This is a genomic window from Devosia sp. Root105 (genome assembly GCF_001424865.1).
Taxonomy (GTDB): domain Bacteria; phylum Pseudomonadota; class Alphaproteobacteria; order Rhizobiales; family Devosiaceae; genus Devosia_A.
Genome location: NZ_LMCR01000001.1, coordinates 794,701 through 811,729 on the forward strand (window position 1 = coordinate 794,701; position 17,029 = coordinate 811,729).

The window sequence follows — 17,029 nt, forward strand, 5'->3', positions numbered from 1 at the left end:
GTGGGGGGTGCTCTTTCTTCACCGGCGTCAGCACCATGGGTGGCTGGCTGTGACCCATCCCTTCAAACCCCGCACCACCCATGCCGAGCTTGGCGAGGGCTATTTCGACAAGGTTCGGGCGGCACAGTTTCCTGAGCATACCCTGCGCTATCGCAACCAGCGGGCGGCGGCGTCGGTGGGGCTCGATGGGCTCAGCGACGACGACTGGGTGAATTACTTCGGCAAGTTCGAGCCGCTGCCGGGGTCGTTCCCGGAGCCTTTGGCGCTGCGCTATCACGGGCATCAGTTCCAGACCTACAACCCCGATCTCGGCGACGGGCGCGGCTTTCTCTATGCGCAACTCGAGGATCTCAATGACGGCCGGCTGATGGACCTGGGCACCAAGGGATCGGGGCGGACGCCGTGGTCGCGGGCCGGGGATGGACGGCTGACGCTGAAGGGTGGAGTGCGCGAGGTGCTGGCGACGGCCATGCTCGAGGCGCTTCAGGTGAACACCTCCAAATCGCTGTCGCTGATCGAAACCGGCGAGGAGCTGCAGCGCGGCGACGAGCCGTCGCCGACGCGCTCGTCGGTGCTGGTGCGGCTGAGCCACGGGCACACACGGATCGGCACGTTCCAGCGGCTGAGCTACTTGAAGGAAGGCGAACGGCTGCGGGCGCTGCTCGATCATTCGGTGCGCGCCTATTACCCCGAGCTGTGGGTCGAGGGCGATAACGGCCGGGCAGCAAAGTTCCTTAGCGCGGTGAGCGAACATGTCGCCGAAACCGGGGCGCGGTGGATCGCGGCGGGGTTCGTGCACGGGGTGCTCAACACCGACAATATCAACATCACCGGCGAGAGCTTTGATTACGGGCCGTGGCGGTTCCTGCCGACCTATGATCCGAGTTTCACCGCGGCCTATTTCGACGAGTGGGGGCTTTATGCCTTCGGCAAGCAACCGGACACGCTGGCCTGGAACCTGACGCGGCTCGCCGAAGTGCTGCTGCCGCTGGGTGAGCATGCCGAGATGGAAGCGGCGCTGAACCAGTTCTGGCCGGCGTTCCAGCGTTCGGTGTGGTCGGCGGTGCTGGAGCGTCTGGGGCTCGCGTCGCTCGGGGTGGAAGCGGATGCGCTGCTGGTGCAGGAGGTGTTCAACTTCCTGCGCGAAACGCAGATGCCGTTCGAGCAGTTCTTCTTCGATTGGCGCGGTGGCGATGGAGCGCGGGCGATGCGGAGCCCGGCGGCCGACCACTATCGCGGTACGGCTTTCGAGACGCTGGCCGGCCTGTTGACTGCGCACCCGGCGTCGCCGGATGCCAATCTCGACCACCCGTATTTCAAGCGCGATGTGCCGCGGACCATGCTGATCGACGAGATGGAGGCGCTGTGGGCGCCGATTGCCGAGCGCGACGACTGGCGCCCGCTCTACGAGGCAATGGGCGAGATCGAGGAAATGCGCGAGGCCTATGCGGGGGAGTGATGGGCGTTCATTTGAGCCGAAGGCGCCCAAGGGGATAGTTGGGTCCCTGCTTTCGCAGGGATGACGGCCGGTGGGTATGGAGGGTGTGTGCCCTTCGCACCAATCACGCCGCCGGGGTGATCGGCACGACGGTCTCGGTCGACACAAAATCCATGCGGCGGCCGGGGAGCAGTTCGTAGAATTTCTTGAGGCCGGGCTCGAGCTTGGCCGATAGGGCGATACACTCGGCGATGGCGCCGCGGGTGTCGCGGCCGGTGCGGAGCGCTTCGAGCGCTTCGGCGTGGGTAACGCGCAGCAGGTGGAACGCGCCGGATTTGGCGAGCTCGGCATCGCCGACCAGGAGGTAGATGACGACGCGCTCGGCCTTGCCCTTCAGCGCCAGCGCGCCGGCTTCGAGGAAGGCGAAATCGGAGACGATGACGCGGACCGGATCGGCGACGAGGATATCGTAGCCGACCTCCTTGCAGGCGCTTTCGACCCGGCTCGCGACGTTCACGGTGTCGCCGAGGGCGGAATAATCGAAGCGGGTTTCGAGACCCATATTGCCCACCAGCGCTTCGCCGGTGGAGATGCCGATGCCGATACCGAGTTCCCCTACCGCGGCCTTGTCCGCCCTGAGGTGGAAGGCATCGGTATGGTTCAGTTCGGCGAGCTTCTGGCGCATGCCCAGTGCCGAGCGCAGGGCTTTGCGTTCATGGTCGGGGACGTCGACGGGCGCGTTCCAGAACGCCATGATGGCGTCGCCGATGAACTTGTCGATGGTGCCCATGCGGCCGATGATCTCGTGGCCCAGGGCGCCGAACAGGGTGTTGAGAATGGCGAGAATACGCCTGGGCTCGAGCTTCTCGCTCAGCGAGGTGAAGCCGCGCATGTCGGAGAACAGCACGGTGATGCGGCGCACTTCGCCACCGAGCTTCAGCCGGTCGCCGTTCTTTTCGATCTCGCTCAGCAATGAGGGGGCGACGTAGTAGCCGAAGGCACGGCGGATCTGCTTTTTGGCGCGCTCGGTGGTAACGAAGCGGAAGAACACCAGCGCCAGGTAGAGCAGGGTCAGACCGATCAGCGGGTAGCTCGGATCGAGCATGATGCCGCTGGTGGTGAACATCCACCACGAAAAGCCGATGGCGGCGGTGAGCGAGAGCGCACCGGCAGCAATACCGACAAGGGGGCCGAGCAGCAGCACCACCACCACCATGAAAGCGCCGAGCGCCAGGAAGCCGACGATCTCGAGCCCCGCCACCCAGTCGGGGCGGCTGAGATAGGTGCCCGAGAGGATCTGCTCGATGGCCTGGGCGTGGATGGTGACGCCGGCGACATTGTCGCCCAGCGTGGTGTTGTGGAGGTCGAGCAGGCCCGACGCAGACGTGCCGACCAGCACGATATTGCCGGCGATCCGATCGCTCAGCTGCTGGTAATTCGGCCCGAGCAGGTCCGCGGCCGAGACCAGCAGATCCGGGCTGGGGCGGCTGTAATAGAGCCAGAGGTCGCCCTCGGAGGTCAGCGGCACGGTGAAATCGCCGAGCCGGATGCTGTCGACATAGCCCTCGGCGGCGGTATCGCCGAACACCACCACGGTGCTGATGCCCATGGCGAGGCGCAGCGCCTCAACCGAGAGGGTGGGGAACAGCTGGCTGCCATTGGTCCACAGCATGGGGATGCGGCGGACGGCGCCGGCCGAGAGCTCGGAATTGAGGCTGAGGGCGGCGAGGCCGGGTGCTGCATCGCGCAGGATCGGGATCGGCGCGGCGGTGCCGGTGAGGAACGGGATGCGCTCGGTGGGGTCGGGCCCGGAGATAGCGAAGCCGCCCTTGGGGTTGCCGGTCAGCGGCTTGCCGGAGGGGGTGCGCGAGAAGCCGAGGATCGAGGGTGCACGCGACAGCGCGGCGGCAAAGATGGCGTCGTAGTCGGGCAGCGTCGCGGCATCGACGCCGGGCAGGCCTGCGGCGATGCGGCTTGGCGACATGCGGTCGGCCTCGGGGAACAGCACGTCGAAGCCGATGGCGGCGGCGCCAAGCTCGGTCAGCCGATCGGTGACAGCAGCGAGGCGATCGCGCGGCCACGGCCATTGGCCGAATTCGGCAAGCGCGGCTTCGTCGATATCGATGACGCGGACCGGGAACTCCCCCTGCGGGCGGGGATGCAGGCGCTGGTAGAAATCGAAGGCGATCTCACGCAGCACCTGCACCGGGAAGGGGTCGGCGATGCGCAGGAACGCCAACAGGATCACGATGACGAGGCCAGCGAGGATCGGCAGCAGGCGTCGGAGCATCGGCGGGATCGAGTCCTGGTGTGGTTAGCCGTGCGTCAGGTTATTGGAGCCGGGCCGTTCCGTACGCGGCGGCGGTTCGCTGTCCGGGCTGGCACCGCCGGCGTCGGGGCTGTTCGGTACCACGGAGCGATTGAGGCATTCGCGGGCCTGCGCCACCCAGAATGGCGTGAGCAGATCGCTCTCCGACACGGCCCAGGGGAACATGCCGCGCATCGAGGTGCGCTCGGCGCCGACGAAATCCTCGGTGTTGCCGAGCAGCTTAGCGTCGGTCAGGTCGGCCATGCCGACATCGCAGAAATCATCGACGGTGATGCACTTATTGGCCTTGTTACACATCACCACGGCGCCGTGGAACAGCAGCAGGGAATAGTGATCGGAATGGACGTTGAGGTCGAAGGCGGTGCCGCGCACCCCGACGGTGCCGGTGGGCGTGGTGATCAAGTAGCGGTCCTTGGGGGCGCCGCCGGTGACGAAGCGGAACGTTCCCGACAGTGCGTTGATGGCGAACTTGCCGCCCGAACCATCCTCACGCAGCAGGTAATCCTCGATCACCAGCGCCGATCGCGGGCCGACCACCAGCTTGGTCCTGTCGGAAAACAGGATCTGGACGAGGCCCTTGGCATCGGTGACGACGCGATCACCGATGAAGACGTCGGTGCCGACCACCAGTGTTTTGGTCCCGGATTTGTCCTCGAGCCGGGCAGCTGGATCGACGCCCATCGCCTTGCCGGAGGCGGCGAGGGCGGGTTGCGCTACCAACAGCAGCAGAATGAACGAGGTAAGCAGCCGCAGCATCGGAACCTCCAGGACAGACGTCCGGCGCGGACCACCTGCCACGCCGCCCATGAACGCCGGCTGAACGGCGCTGACGGGAACCTAACACAGGAGTAAACTCTGCGCTTGCCTCAGACAACGGGAGCTTGCAAGCATCAGCTCCCGGGGATGGGCCGTGGGGGCGTCACCCCCGCAAGGACAAGACCGAATGGTCGGACTATTCTTTCTGCTGTTCATCGGACTGGAGCTCAAGCACTACATCGCGGATTACTTTCTGCAGCCGGGATGGATGCTGGGCGGTAAGGGCGATTTCCGCCAGCCAGGCGGTTATGCGCATGCCGGCGTGCATGCCGGGCTGACGGCGCTGCTGCTGCTGCTGGCGGGCACGTCGCTCCCATGGCTCGCGGGTATCGTGGTGGCCGAGTTCGTGGTGCACTACCTGCTGGACTATTCGAAGATCCACTATTCGCGCGGCGTGCATGTCGACACACAGCCGCGGCGGTTCTGGAGCCTGCACGGGCTCGACCAGATCACCCACCAGCTGACCTATGCCGCGATCATCTACGCCGTGCTGCTGAGCAAGGGGCTGGTGTGACGGCGCGTCCAATGACGCTGAACTTGAGGCGAGTCGAGCAGGCGCTCTGGAAGGACTGGGATCCGATCGGCGTTCACGCCATGGGAGGCCCTCGCGACGAGTACGATAGCTATGCGCCAACCGTCCTTCGCATGCTCCTCGCTGGCACGACGGAGGAGGAATTGGTGACGCATCTCCATGCCATCGAGACGGAGCAGATGGGGTTGGATGGCGCGCGCCCTTACCGGGCGGCGCGTGCGCTGTTGAGGCTGGCTCTTGAGCGCGGGGATGGCCCCACACGCTCGAGGGTTTGAACTACTTCCGCGTGCGCTTGGCGTGTTTGGCTTCGTCGGGCTTTTCGATCAGCTGGGCGAGGATCTTGTCGACGAGGTCGAGGTCCTCGCGCTTGCCTTCGGATTGCTGCTGCAGATCGACCAGGTACGAGGTGGTGTAGTAGAGGCGACGGGCCAGCAGGGTCGCGACGTAGAGGGCGATCTCGGGGTTGCCGCCCAGAAAGCTGATGGCATCGGCGATGGCGTAGGCCTTGACCGTCGAGAGCGCCTTGACCGTGGCGCTCGAGGGCATGTCGAGCAGCACCGCCATCTCGCCGAATATCGAGCCGGGCTCGTCGATGTAGCTGACCTGTGTGTCCTTGCGGAGCACTTCGACCTGGCCGTCGATCAGGACGAACAACTGGCCTTCCTGGCCGCCCTCACGGATCAGCACCTGGCCGGGCTTGAAGGTCTGCGCCTCCCGCCCTTTGCAATAGTCCAGAATATCAGACATCGAGCCCTCACCCGCCTTAAGCGCCCTCGATAGTGCGCTGAGCCTAACTTGTTCGTCAAACATTGCGGCGGCTTGTTGGCCCATCGGCGCGACCGGCGCAAGAAGAAAGGGGCCAGTGAACACCGGCCCCTTTGGATTTGATCAATGGTTGTCGCGTGGCAGACCGGCTGTCTGTGCCAGGCGCTGGTAGTTGACGGCGTTCTTCAACACGCCACCGGCGCCGAGCTGGTCGACGATACCGCGCTGGATTTCCTGCCATGGCGTCTGATGCGCCGGATACTTGTAGCCGCCGGCGGCATGCAGTTCGGCGCGACGCTGCTCGATCTCCTCGGCGGAGATGAGGATGTCGGCCTCGCCCTTGTTGAGGTCGATGCGGACGCGGTCGCCGGTCTTCAGGATGGCGAGGTTGCCGCCCGCCGCTGCTTCCGGCGAGGCATTGAGGATGGACGGCGAGCCGGATGTGCCGGACTGGCGGCCATCGCCGATGCAGGCGAGCGAGGTGATGCCCTTCTTGATCAGGTAATCAGGCGGCCGCATGTTCACCACTTCCGCCGCGCCCGGATAGCCGATCGGGCCGGCGCCGCGCATGAACAGCAGCGTGTGCTCGTCGATATTGAGCGACGGGTCGTCGATGCGGTGGTGGTAATCCTCCGGGCCGTCGAACACCACGGCCTTGCCCTCGAAGGCGCCCAGGTCGTTGGGGTTGTTCAGGTAGCGCAGGCGGAACTCCTCGGAGATCACCGAGGTCTTCATGATGGCGTTGTCGAACAGGTTGCCGCGCAGCACCAGGAAGCCGGCCTCGGCCTTCATCGGGTTGGTGAACGGCCGGATGACCTTGTCGTCCTGGATGGTGGTGGTGCGGCAGTTCTCGCCGATGGTCTTGCCGTTGACGGTGGGGGCGTTCTCGCGGATGAGGCCCTGCTTCATCAGCTCGTTGACCACCGCCGGCACGCCGCCGGCATGGTAATAATCCTCACCCAGGTATTCGCCGGCCGGCTGCATGTTGACCAGCAGCGGCACCTTGTGGCCGTGCGTCTGCCAATCGTCGATGTTCAGCTCGACGCCGATGTGGCGGGCGATGGCGTTGATGTGGATGGGGGCGTTGGTCGAGCCGCCGATCGCCGAGTTCACGACGATGGTGTTGATGAAATTGTCCTTGGTCAGGATGTCGGAGGGCTTCAGATCCTCGTGCACCATCTCGACGATGCGCATGCCGGTGCGCCAGGCCATTTCCTGCCGATCGCGATAGGGCGCCGGGATGGCGGCCGAACCGGGCAGTTGCATGCCGAGCGACTCGGCCAGCGAGTTCATGGTCGAGGCGGTGCCCATGGTGTTGCAGTAACCGGTCGAGGGGGCAGAGGACGCCACCAGCTCGATGAACTGCTCGTAGCCGATTTCGCCGGCGGCCATCATCTGGCGCGCCTTCCACACGATGGTGCCCGAACCGGTGCGCTCGCCACGGAACCAGCCGTTGAGCATCGGGCCGACCGACAGGGCGATCGCCGGGATATTGACGGTGGCGGCGCCCATCAGCATGGCCGGGGTGGTCTTGTCGCAGCCGATGGTCAGCACCACGCCATCGAGCGGGTAGCCGTACAGCACTTCGACGAGGCTGAGATAGGCGAGGTTGCGGTCGAGGCCGGCAGTCGGACGCTTGCCGGTTTCCTGGATCGGGTGGACCGGGAACTCCATGGCGATGCCGCCGGCATCGCGGATGCCGTCGCGCACGCGCTTGGCGAGCTCGAGGTGGTGGCGGTTGCAGGGCGAGATATCGGAGCCGGTCTGGGCGATGCCGATGATCGGCTTACCGGACTGCAGCTCTTCACGCGAAATGCCGTAGTTCAAATAGCGCTCGAGGTAGAGCGCAGTCATGTCCGGGTTCTCCGGATTATCGAACCAGGCGCGCGACCGGAGCTTCTTGCCCTGCGCGGTCTCGCCTTTACCCGAACTCATAGTGATCTCCTCAAATCAACAGGCTGTCCCGACGATCCATAGCCCAATCCCGACGGACTGGGCAGGCATTCCTTCGATTGAGGGAGGATCGTACCGGAGGCGATGATAGAGATCGGGATGTCGGGTTGCAATGGGCGGGATGGGTAGGTCACCGACGGAGTCACTCCGCCGCCGGCGTGGGGAGAGTACCTCCCACCCTGTCCCTCCCCCGCAAGGGGGGAGGAGACCAAAACGCTGGCGCTGGTGAGAGCGTCTCCCTCCCCCTTGCGGGGAGGGGACAGGGGAGGGGTATCTTCCTGCACCGGCCTGTCAGCGGCGTTGCCACGATATCCAACCAGCGGCCCGGGGGCTTCAGCCCAGAGTGCTGGAGCGGGCTTCGAGGCTGATCGGCTGCAGTACGATGGGGTTGGCGATGGCTTCGCCACTGAGCCGCTTGATCAGCATGCGGCCGGCCTCGCGGCCCATCTCGTAGCTCGAAACCTGCAGCGAAGTGAGCGAGGGGCGGACGTGCTGGGTGAACTCGAGGTCGCCGTAGCCGGCGATGGCGACCTGGCCGGGCACCGCGATGCCGCGGTCGAGCGCCCGGGTCATGGCGCCGGCGGCGAGCACGTCGGTGCCGAAGAAAATGGCGTCGCAGCCGGGCAGTTGTTCGAGGATATCGTCGAAGGCCCGCATGCCGTCGGCGAAGGTGCGGGTGCCATCCATCGGGTGGATCAGCTCCAGCGTCAGGCGGTGCTTGGCGAGGCCGTGGCGGAAGCCCTCGATGCGCTGCGCGGTGCGCTCGATGGTGTGGCCGCTATAGGCGACCTTGCGGAAGCCCCGCTCGCCGAAATGCTCGCCCATCAGGCGGCCGGCATCGTAGCTCGACGAGCCGACCAGCATGTCGATCGGATCGGGGCGGTTGCCCCACATTTCCATCACCGGGATGCCGAGCTTCTGCAGCGCCTGGCGGGTCTTGTCAGCGCGAACCACGCCGGTGAAGACGACGCCGGCGGGACGGAACGGCAGCACTGATTCGACGACGTCGATCTCCAGCATCTCGGAATAGCCGGTCTGGGCGAACATCAGATGGTATCCGCTGCCCTCGACCGAATCGACGATGCCCTGCACCGAGGTGGCAAAGTGCGGATTGAGCAGGCTCGAGACGAAGACGGTGATGACGTTGGAGCGGCCGGAACGCAGCGAGGAGGCGAAGCGGTTGACGACGTAGCCGGTCTGGGCGACGGCCTCGAGAATGCGGGCCCGGGTCTCATCCTTGACCTTGTCGGGGTAGGACAGGGCGCGCGAGACGGTAATCGGCGAGACACCGGCGACGCGTGCTACATCTTCAACGCGAACCGGCCGGCCCGCGCCACTGCGTCTGTCTGCGTCCCCCAAACTGAATCCCCCAAACTGCCCTTCATTCGACTACGGCCGCGGAATGGTAAAACGCCAGTAGCGCGGCGCTACGTAGTAACCCTCTATGCGGATCACTTCATTCCACTTCGCAGTCCGTTCTGAGCGCGTCATCGAACCGACTTTGATCTGGTCTGACATCAAACCGACCGCCAGATGACTGAGCGTCACATCTTCACTTTCGCCGGAGCGGCCGGACTGGATGGTATTCCAGCCGACGGCGCGGGCGCGCGTGCTTGCTGCAATCAGTTCGGTCAGGGTGCCGCACTGGTTCGATTTGAGCAACACCGAATTGCAGCATCCCTGTGCTGCGGCGAGGGCAACACGGGACTCTGAGCTGGTCAGATAATCGTCACCAACGATCTGAATGGACTTGCCGAGCCGCCGAGTGATCTCGGCAAAGCCTTCGTCATCGTCCTCCGCAAGGGGGTCCTCGAGCGAGACGATCGGGTAGGCGCTGACCCAGGATTGCAGCTGCTCGATCATCTCGAGCGTCGAGAGCGCCCTGCCTTCGAGCGCCAGGCGATAGGCACCATCGGCGTAGAACGAGGTGGCCGCGACGTCGAGCGCGATACCGATATCGGCGCCGGGGCGAAGCCCGGCCGCCTCGATGGCGCGGGTGAGCAGTTCGAGCCCGTCCTCATTGGCGGTGAAATCGGGCCAGACGCCGCCCTCGTCGGCGACGCCGTTGAGCTTACCCTTTTGGACCATGGCCTTGCTGGCGGCCATGTAGATTTCGGCGATCTGCTCGGTGGCCTCGGCGAAGCTCTGGGCGCCAACGGCGAGAATGAGGAAATCCTGGATGTCGATGCGGTTGCCGGCATGGCGGCCGCCGCCGAAAATCTGGATCATCGGGGCGGGGATGTGCTGGGCCTCGGGATCGAGGTTGCTGAGGCGCCGCAAATGTTGCCAGAGCGGGATCCGCTGCTCTGTCGCAGCCGCCCAGGCGATGGCGGAGGACGTGGCGACGATGGCGTTGCCGCCCAGCCGGGTCTTCTGCGGGGTGCCGTCGAGTTCGATCATGGCGCGATCGGCGGCGACCTGGTCGAGGGCATCGAGGCCAACGAGCCGGTTCTGGATTTCGCCGTTCACCGCGGCCAGCGCGGCGTTGACGCCGAAACCCCCCAGCCGCTTGCCGCCATCGCGCTTATCGAGCGCCTCGCGGCTGCCGGTGGAGGCGCCGGACGGGGCGATGGCGCGACCGCTGGCGCCGCTCTCCAGCGTGACCTCGACTTCGACGGTGGGGCGGCCGCGCGAGTCCCACACCTGGCGGCCGAGAATGGTCTTGATGGCTGACATAACGCGTTATCGATCCTGAGGTGAACTAAGGCTGTCGAGCAGCTCGGCGATGGCTACTGGCGGGTGTTGGATATGTGGAATGGCCCGATCGCGCACCAGCTGGCGACTGGCCTCGCTGAGATACTCGACCGGCGATTTGCCATCGACCCGCGCCAGCATCAGGCAGGGCAGGAGGGCGGCGGCGCGTGCCTCGGTGCTGGGACGCAGTTGCGCGGGGAAATGTCCGAGCCAGGTGGCGGCGAAGGCAGACGCCTGAGCCAGCAGGGCATCGCGCAGCGCCGGCAGGTGGATGGACTTCAGCACCAGGTGGTTGAGGCAGAAGGCGGCGTCGAAGGCCGGATCGCCGTACCAGGCGCACTCGGCATCGAGCAGCACCGGGTGGCCGTCGCGCTTCGCAATGAGGATGTTCTTGGGGCTGACATCGCCGTGCACCAGCGCCAGTTTGGTGTTCGCGGTGGTCGTCAGCACGGTGAGGATCCGATCGGCAAGCTCCGGGTGGCGTCCGGCGGTGAAGCGCAGATAGGGGTCGAGCCGCAGGGCATCGATCAGGTGGTCGGTGGGGAACTCGGCGGCGGCCGAGGGATCGTTGAGCGTCGCGGCGTGGATGCGCCCGAGCGCCTCGGCGACGGCGGTGGCAACCGACGGATCGGCGCGGCCGGCCAGCAGCTCGGCCTTCCACAGCACATAATCTTCGGCCGGCAGGTATTCGAGCAGCGCGATGCCGTGCGCGCGGTCCTCGCCGATCACTTCGGGCGCGGCGCCGGGGACGATGGCGTTGGCGCGGCGCAGCCAGGCCACCTCATACTGGTTGCGCTCGAGCGGCGCCTGCCAGTCGGTGGCGACCTTGAGCTTACCGAGGGCGCGCTTGGCGCAGTATTGGCGGCCATCGGGCAGGCGGATGCGCACAATATCGGATGAAACGCCGCCGGTGAGCGGAGCGATTTCCAGCGCTCCACTGGCGTCGATGCCGGCAGTCGCAAAGATCGGGGGAAGCAGCGCTTCCCAGGTCAATTCATCCATAGTGCTGGTCCCCCTTGCAAGGCTGGTATGGTACCACACAGGCGAAATGGGACAACGACCAGAGGGTTGGCCTTTGGTCAAACACCGAACTGGACGGAAAGGGAGAAAATGGGACGGCTCGAGGGGAAAACCATCTTCATGACCGCGGCAGCGGCGGGGATCGGCGGGGCGGCAGCCACGGCATTCGCACGCGAGGGAGCACGGGTGATCGCCACCGACCGCGATGCCCAGGGGATTGCGCGCAAGGGCGAGGAGCTCAGGGCGATCTCGCCCGGGCACGAGACCTATGCGCTCGATGTCACCGACCATCTAGCGCTGCGCGAGGCGGCGGCGCGGCATCACGGGGTGAACGTGCTCTACAATGGCGCCGGCTGGGTGCATCAGGGCATGCTGGGCACCACCACGCTCGAAGAATGGCAGCTCAGCTTCGATATCAACGTGACGCCGATGTTCGTGCTGACGCAGGCCTTCCTGCCGGCCTTCATTGCGCAAGGCGGCGCCAATATCATCAACGTGGCGTCGGTCGCTTCGTCGATGAAAGGCGTGCCGAACCGGGTCGGCTACATGTCGTCGAAGGCGGCGGTGATCGGCTTCACCAAGTCGGTGGCGTTCGACTACATGAAGAACGGCATCCGGGCTAACACCATCTGCCCCGGCAGCGTCGACTCGCCATCGCTGCACGAACGGGCGCATGCGCTGGGTGACCACGACGAGGTGTGGAAGACCTTCGTCGCCCGCCAGCCGATGGGCCGCATGGCGCAGCCGGAAGAAATGGCGCACCTCCTGGTCTACCTCGCGAGCGATGAGAGCGCCTATGCGACCGGGTCGAACTTCGTGGTGGATGGCGGCATCACCATGTAGCGGCGTCTGGCTAGGCCGGCGGCCAACCCTCGGGCGCGTTGGGCTCCCAGGGGCCGGCAATGATCGTCGCCTCGTGGCTGCCGGGCCAGGGCGGCATGGAGATGCAGATGAACTCGAGCGGCGCGGCGCCATTGCAGCGATACTGGAAGGCGGTGCCGACCGGGATGTCGATGGAGACGCCTGTTGTCAGCACTGTGGTTTCCTCGCCGCCATCGTCGCGGCGCCAGATCTGCCCCTCGCCCGAGAGCACGAACCAGAACTCGCTCACCGTGGCGTGGACAGTGGCCCGGTTCACCTGACCGGGCGGAACGGTGGAATGGATCATGCCGCCCGTCATCCCGTCGACCAGCAGGCGGACCTCGGCGCCGGCGGGAGAGCGGCCATGCGGAGCGGGCGGAAACGGGCGGGTCTGCATGGCGATCCTCCTCGCAACGGCCAGCGGCCGGACCTCGGGAGCTTACTCCCGCGGCGCGTAGGTGGCGAGCAGCCACGCCACCAGCTCGGCCCGATCGGCCGGCGCCGCGGGCAGTTCGGCGGCAGCCGGGTCGAAGCCGTGGCGGCGGAGCGTCGCGGCCAGCGCCACGGCGCGGTTGGCGGGGTTGATGACTTCGAGGGTGCGCGTGGCGATCTCAGCGGCGAGGGTTTTCGACAGGCGTTTGGTCATGCCGTCGCCCTGACCCCGGCAATGAAGGCGGCGATGTGCTCGCGGATTTCGCCGGGCGGGTTGCCGTAGCGGGCCTGGGCGTCGGGGAGGCCGAGATTGCCGCTGATGACGAAGGCACGGAGCCCCGTCTTGGCGAGCGCGACGGCCTGCTCGAGATAGAGGCCGCCGACCACCTGCACCGAGGCGAGTGCACCGACGCGGTGGTGCACGGCGCCTACCACGTCGGCGAGGTAGCTCGAGTGGAAGAGGCTGGGGTCGGCGCGGCGAGCATCGAGCTGCAGGTGGGCGCCGATGCCGTCGACGCCGGCGTCGAGCATGCGCAGCGCCACCTCGATGGCGGTGTCGGCCGGGCCCTGATGCGGCAGCAGGATATCGGCGAACACCAGGCGCGGCAGTTCCGGGTTGGCGCGGCGGTATTCGTCGCGCACGCCGCAGATGCCCTTGGCGCTCGGCACGCCGGCAATGGCGAGGAAATCGATGATGTTGCCGCCGCCTTCGAACACCGAGCGGGCTTCGAAGCTGCCGCCATCCATGGTCTTCATGTCGGCGAGCAGCAGGGCATCGGGGAAGCGGGCGCGGAAGGCGGGAACGACGTGCTTCACCCCCTCGGTCTTTAGCAGCGGGGTGCCCATTTCGACGAGATCGACGCCGGCGGCGAGGGCGGCCTCGGCGACCGTGAGCCCGAGCGGCAGGCTGTCGGTATCGACCGAGATCTGGAAACTGAACTCAGTCTTCAGGCGGTCGATGACGCGAGTGGAGGCGGGCGTGGACATGACGCTGTCGGTTCCTGTGGTGGGGACGCCGGGCTACTGGGCCGGCGCGGGTTCGGGTTGGCCCTCGCTGGGGCGGGCATAGGCGGCGGAAAGCTGGCGATAGTACTTTGAGCGGAAGGCGATGATGGTGATCGCCACGCCGAACAGGCCGGCCAGGGTAAAGACCAGGGCGATGCCGCGGGCCGGACCAGTGCCGAACCAGCTGCCGATCAGCTCGGCGCCCAGCCCGGCGGTCATGAACGGGATGAAGACGAACTCGGCGAGCGGGCCGATGAGGAAGGCGGTAAGCGGCGAGGCGGACTGCTCGACCGACTGGGCGAAGCCGAAGACGCGGCCCTGCCGCTCCGGCGGCACCACCTTCTGCAGCGTGGTGTGTTCGGCGGCCTCGGCATAGGGGCCGAGCAGCATCCAGACGAACATGCCAGCAGCCAGCAGCCAGATCGAGGACTGGATGGTGAAGATGCAGCACACCGCCCAGGTGATCAGGTTGACCAGCAAGAGGGTGCGGAGCGGCTTCTTGCCCAGCCCGGTCTTGGCGATAACGAGACCCGAGATGATGAAGGCGGTGGAGAGCACGCCGAACAACAGGCCCCAGACTTCCACCGAGACCAGCGACAGGCCGTAGGCATCGAGCAGCGCCATGAAGATGCCGCCGAGGAAGTTGTTGAGCGCCGCAAACAGGATCAACGCGAACAGGCCCGGGACGGCGCCGACCACCTTGATGGTGCCCTTAAGATCGACGCGCTTAGGCTCGGCCGGGGTTTCCGGGTCAGGCGCGGCCCGGCCCTCGTCGATCTGCACGAAACTGAGGTGGGCAAAGGCCAGGGCGGTTGTCACCAGCGCCAGTACCATCACCGCCAGCATGCCGCCCCAGGCGACGAGGAAGCCTGAGATCACCGAGGTGGTGAGAAAGCCGATGCCGCTGACCATGCCGACGAGGCCGTTGGCCTTGTCGCGGCGATCCTCGGGGATCAGCACGGTGACGAGGGTGGGCAGCGCGATCGAGCGGATATTGCCGGCGATGACGCCGAGCATGACGAGGAAGACGAAGATCCAGAGGAAGGCATTGTAGGGGTTGGTGAAACTCTCCGGTGGCGAGAGCAGCAGCACCGCCAGCGCCAGGGCATAGAAGACGGCGGAGACGACGCTCGAGCCGAGCATCGCCAGCTTCTTTGAGTTGTGATCGACGATCGAGCCGAACCAGATGCCGAAGGCGGCGGTGAACACCAGATAGACGCCGGCGATCATGCCCGTCGCGAACACCGAATGGGTCTCGAGATAGACCCAGAAGGTCAGCGCGAACCAGACGGTGAAGTTGGTGACGTTGGCAACGAGGGTGTTGCCGAGGATCTGGTGGAAGGGACTCATTGGGGAATCCGAGGTTGGGGGCGAATGGGTAACGCATATCGGCGCCGAACGGAAACCGCCGTCGGATGGAGGTGGTTGCTTGGACGGGCGTGCGCAAGTTTGCTAGCAGAAGAACTGGGTGCAGCGATGAGGGTGGGCGGCCGGTGGGGATCGTAACCGACATAGCGTTCGGGCTGCTTTTCGTGATCGCTACGGTCACGCTGTCGCTGGGCAGCTACATGCTGGCCCGCTGGTTCGCCGGGCGCGGGCCGTATGAGCGGCACAAGGAAATGGCCGGGGCGATGGTGACGCGCATCGCCGCGCTGCACGGGCTGATCATCGCGCTGGTGTTCGCCCAGGAAATGACCTCGTACCAGCGGCTCGAAACCCAGACCGCGGCCGAGGCGAGCGCCATCGCCGACGTGTTCAACGATGCGGCGCGCTACGACGCCACGCTGCTCGGGCCGTTGCAGCAGGACATGCGCGGGTACCTGCGGGCAGTGATCGACACCGAGTGGGAGCAGCTCGGGGCCGGGAACGGGCTCAGCGACGCGGCCTGGGCGATCTGGTCGACGGCCTACGACCGGGTGCTCGACCTGATACCGCAGACGCCGCGGCAGGTCAGCCTGCGCGACCACATGCTGGCGAGTCTGCACGCGATCTCCGCCTCGCGCGACATGCGGCAGAGCGAGGCGATCACCTCGGTGGCGCATTTCTTCTGGATCGCGGCGCTGTCCGGCGTCGTGCTGATCGCCTTCGGGCACTACATCTACACCCCGGAGCGGCACAACCTGGTGCTGCTGGGGCTGTTCAGCGCCTATACCGGCGCCATCCTGTTCCTGATCTTCGGCTTCTCCAACCCCTACAGCCCGCCGGCCGAGCTGCAACCGGGGCCGTTGCAGACGCTGGCGGCAAAGCTCCTGGCGGAGAGCTAGGCGTCGCCCCAGCTGGTGGCGGCCTGGCGCAACAGGTCGATGGCCAGCGAGACGCGCGGGTGCCGGCCCGATTTGCCGGTCGCGAGCCAGACGGTATTGGTGACCGGGACGGCGGGACGCCACAGCTCGACGAGTTCGCCCATGGCGACGGCGCGGGCGCACAGATAATCGGGCAGCACGCTGATGCCGGCACCTGCCGCGACCATGGCGCGGACGGCGCGGAGGTCGGGGGCGATCGAGGTTTCCGGCGGCGCGAGGTCGCGCTCGAGGCCAGCCCGGAAGAAGCGGCGGATCATCGGCAGGTCGGCCGCGTAGGCGACCCAGGGCGCGACTTCCAGGGTGGCAGCAATGGTTTCGGCCGATGCAGTGGCCGGGATCAGGTCGCCGAAGGATGGCGCGCCGACCAGCAGGAAACGTTCGGTGAAGAGCTGCTGGTAGGCGATGGCGGGGCGGGGGATGCGCTGTGCCGCCACCACCAGCTCGAAATCACCGCGCTCGAGCTGGCCGATAAGGTCGCGGGCGAGGCCGAAGCGGGCGTGCACGGCGATGTGCCGGCTGGCGAGCGGGGCGAGGGCGGGGAGGCCGCGCTCGGTCATGAACTCGGCCGGGCCGCCGATGGTGACGGTGCCGGTGAGCTCGCTGCCGCGGGTGGCGACGCCATCAAGCACTGTCTCCAGCGCATCGATGTGGTTGCCGATGCGGGCGGCCAGCGCATCGGCACTGGCGGTCGGCACGATGCCGCGGCCGGCGCGCTCGAACAGCGGACGGCCGAGCCGGGCTTCAAGTGCCTTGAGATGGCCGCTGACCGCCGGCTGGGTCAGCCCGAGGCTGCGGGCGGCTGCCGTGACCGAGGCCAGCCGGTGGACAGCCACGAAGCTGCGCAGGTGATCGAGGTAACTCATAAAAAATCTTATCACTCA

Annotated in this window: 16 protein-coding genes; 4 read left to right on the forward strand and 12 right to left on the reverse strand. The window is 66.3% G+C overall.

Translation table 11 applies throughout. The features are described 5' to 3' along the window. Positions 1 to 43: 43 nt before the first annotated feature. Positions 44 to 1,459: a protein adenylyltransferase SelO family protein gene (locus ASC68_RS03765; RefSeq protein ID WP_055875995.1), complete on the forward strand. Its 1,416-nt coding sequence runs from the start codon at positions 44 to 46 to the stop codon at positions 1,457 to 1,459. Positions 1,460 to 1,562: 103 nt separating this feature from the next. On the opposite strand, the gene ASC68_RS03770 is transcribed toward ASC68_RS03765, so the two are convergent. Both ASC68_RS03770 and ASC68_RS03775 read right to left on the reverse strand, forming a co-directional pair. Continuing rightward, positions 1,563 to 3,728 carry an adenylate/guanylate cyclase domain-containing protein gene (locus ASC68_RS03770; RefSeq protein WP_055874917.1) on the reverse strand — a complete coding sequence of 722 codons (2,166 nt, stop codon included), beginning with the start codon at positions 3,726 to 3,728 and terminating at the stop codon, positions 1,563 to 1,565. 24 nt (positions 3,729 to 3,752) lie between these two features. Then, the gene (locus ASC68_RS03775) at positions 3,753 to 4,523 is read right to left on the reverse strand and encodes a FecR family protein (RefSeq protein WP_055874919.1); all 771 of its coding nucleotides are present in this window, start codon (positions 4,521 to 4,523) and stop codon (positions 3,753 to 3,755) included. A gap of 187 nt (positions 4,524 to 4,710) precedes the next feature. On the opposite strand from ASC68_RS03775, the gene ASC68_RS03780 reads away from it, so the two are divergent. Continuing rightward, a complete protein-coding gene (locus ASC68_RS03780) occupies positions 4,711 to 5,097 on the forward strand; it encodes a DUF3307 domain-containing protein (RefSeq protein WP_055874922.1) in 387 nt (128 codons plus the stop codon). Positions 5,098 to 5,391: 294 nt separating this feature from the next. On the opposite strand, the gene ASC68_RS03790 is transcribed toward ASC68_RS03780, so the two are convergent. The 5 genes from ASC68_RS03790 to ASC68_RS03810 all read right to left on the reverse strand — a co-directional run bounded on the left by ASC68_RS03790 (position 5,392) and on the right by ASC68_RS03810 (position 11,529). Continuing rightward, complete coding sequence (locus tag ASC68_RS03790; RefSeq protein WP_055874928.1) at positions 5,392 to 5,862, reverse strand: cyclic nucleotide-binding domain-containing protein; 471 nt, start codon at positions 5,860 to 5,862, stop codon at positions 5,392 to 5,394. A 141-nt stretch (positions 5,863 to 6,003) separates the two neighbouring features. After that, positions 6,004 to 7,815 carry an IlvD/Edd family dehydratase gene (locus ASC68_RS03795; protein ID WP_055874931.1) on the reverse strand — a complete coding sequence of 604 codons (1,812 nt, stop codon included), beginning with the start codon at positions 7,813 to 7,815 and terminating at the stop codon, positions 6,004 to 6,006. 351 nt (positions 7,816 to 8,166) lie between these two features. Next, positions 8,167 to 9,192: a LacI family DNA-binding transcriptional regulator gene (locus ASC68_RS03800; protein ID WP_055874934.1), complete on the reverse strand. Its 1,026-nt coding sequence runs from the start codon at positions 9,190 to 9,192 to the stop codon at positions 8,167 to 8,169. A 30-nt stretch (positions 9,193 to 9,222) separates the two neighbouring features. Next, positions 9,223 to 10,509 carry a phosphopyruvate hydratase gene (gene eno, locus ASC68_RS03805; RefSeq protein WP_055874937.1) on the reverse strand — a complete coding sequence of 429 codons (1,287 nt, stop codon included), beginning with the start codon at positions 10,507 to 10,509 and terminating at the stop codon, positions 9,223 to 9,225. A gap of 6 nt (positions 10,510 to 10,515) precedes the next feature. Next, positions 10,516 to 11,529 (reverse strand): aminoglycoside phosphotransferase family protein, encoded by a 1,014-nt coding sequence (locus ASC68_RS03810; protein ID WP_055874940.1) that lies wholly within the window; start codon positions 11,527 to 11,529, stop codon positions 10,516 to 10,518. A gap of 108 nt (positions 11,530 to 11,637) precedes the next feature. Between ASC68_RS03810 and ASC68_RS03815 the strand changes: the two genes are divergently transcribed. Continuing rightward, on the forward strand, positions 11,638 to 12,390 hold the full coding sequence (locus ASC68_RS03815) for an SDR family oxidoreductase (protein ID WP_055874942.1): 753 nt from the start codon (positions 11,638 to 11,640) through the stop codon (positions 12,388 to 12,390). A gap of 10 nt (positions 12,391 to 12,400) precedes the next feature. Here ASC68_RS03815 and ASC68_RS03820 read toward each other — a convergent pair whose 3' ends face one another. The 4 genes from ASC68_RS03820 to ASC68_RS03835 are packed head-to-tail and all read right to left on the reverse strand — an operon-like array spanning position 12,401 to position 15,195. Next, complete coding sequence (locus ASC68_RS03820; RefSeq protein ID WP_055874945.1) at positions 12,401 to 12,805, reverse strand: cupin domain-containing protein; 405 nt, start codon at positions 12,803 to 12,805, stop codon at positions 12,401 to 12,403. A gap of 42 nt (positions 12,806 to 12,847) precedes the next feature. Beyond that, positions 12,848 to 13,054 (reverse strand): hypothetical protein, encoded by a 207-nt coding sequence (locus tag ASC68_RS03825; protein ID WP_055874948.1) that lies wholly within the window; start codon positions 13,052 to 13,054, stop codon positions 12,848 to 12,850. Then, positions 13,051 to 13,827 carry an orotidine 5'-phosphate decarboxylase / HUMPS family protein gene (locus ASC68_RS03830; protein ID WP_055874951.1) on the reverse strand — a complete coding sequence of 259 codons (777 nt, stop codon included), beginning with the start codon at positions 13,825 to 13,827 and terminating at the stop codon, positions 13,051 to 13,053. Before ASC68_RS03830 ends, ASC68_RS03825 begins: the two co-directional genes overlap by 4 nt. 33 nt (positions 13,828 to 13,860) lie before the next feature. Beyond that, a complete protein-coding gene (locus ASC68_RS03835) occupies positions 13,861 to 15,195 on the reverse strand; it encodes an MFS transporter (protein WP_055874953.1) in 1,335 nt (444 codons plus the stop codon). Positions 15,196 to 15,338: 143 nt separating this feature from the next. On the opposite strand from ASC68_RS03835, the gene ASC68_RS03840 reads away from it, so the two are divergent. Continuing rightward, positions 15,339 to 16,109 carry a DUF4239 domain-containing protein gene (locus ASC68_RS03840; protein WP_055874956.1) on the forward strand — a complete coding sequence of 257 codons (771 nt, stop codon included), beginning with the start codon at positions 15,339 to 15,341 and terminating at the stop codon, positions 16,107 to 16,109. Here ASC68_RS03840 and ASC68_RS03845 read toward each other — a convergent pair. Next, on the reverse strand, positions 16,106 to 17,011 hold the full coding sequence (locus tag ASC68_RS03845) for a LysR family transcriptional regulator (protein WP_055874959.1): 906 nt from the start codon (positions 17,009 to 17,011) through the stop codon (positions 16,106 to 16,108). The two genes, ASC68_RS03840 and ASC68_RS03845, sit on opposite strands and share 4 nt — an antisense overlap. Positions 17,012 to 17,029: the final 18 nt, after the last annotated feature.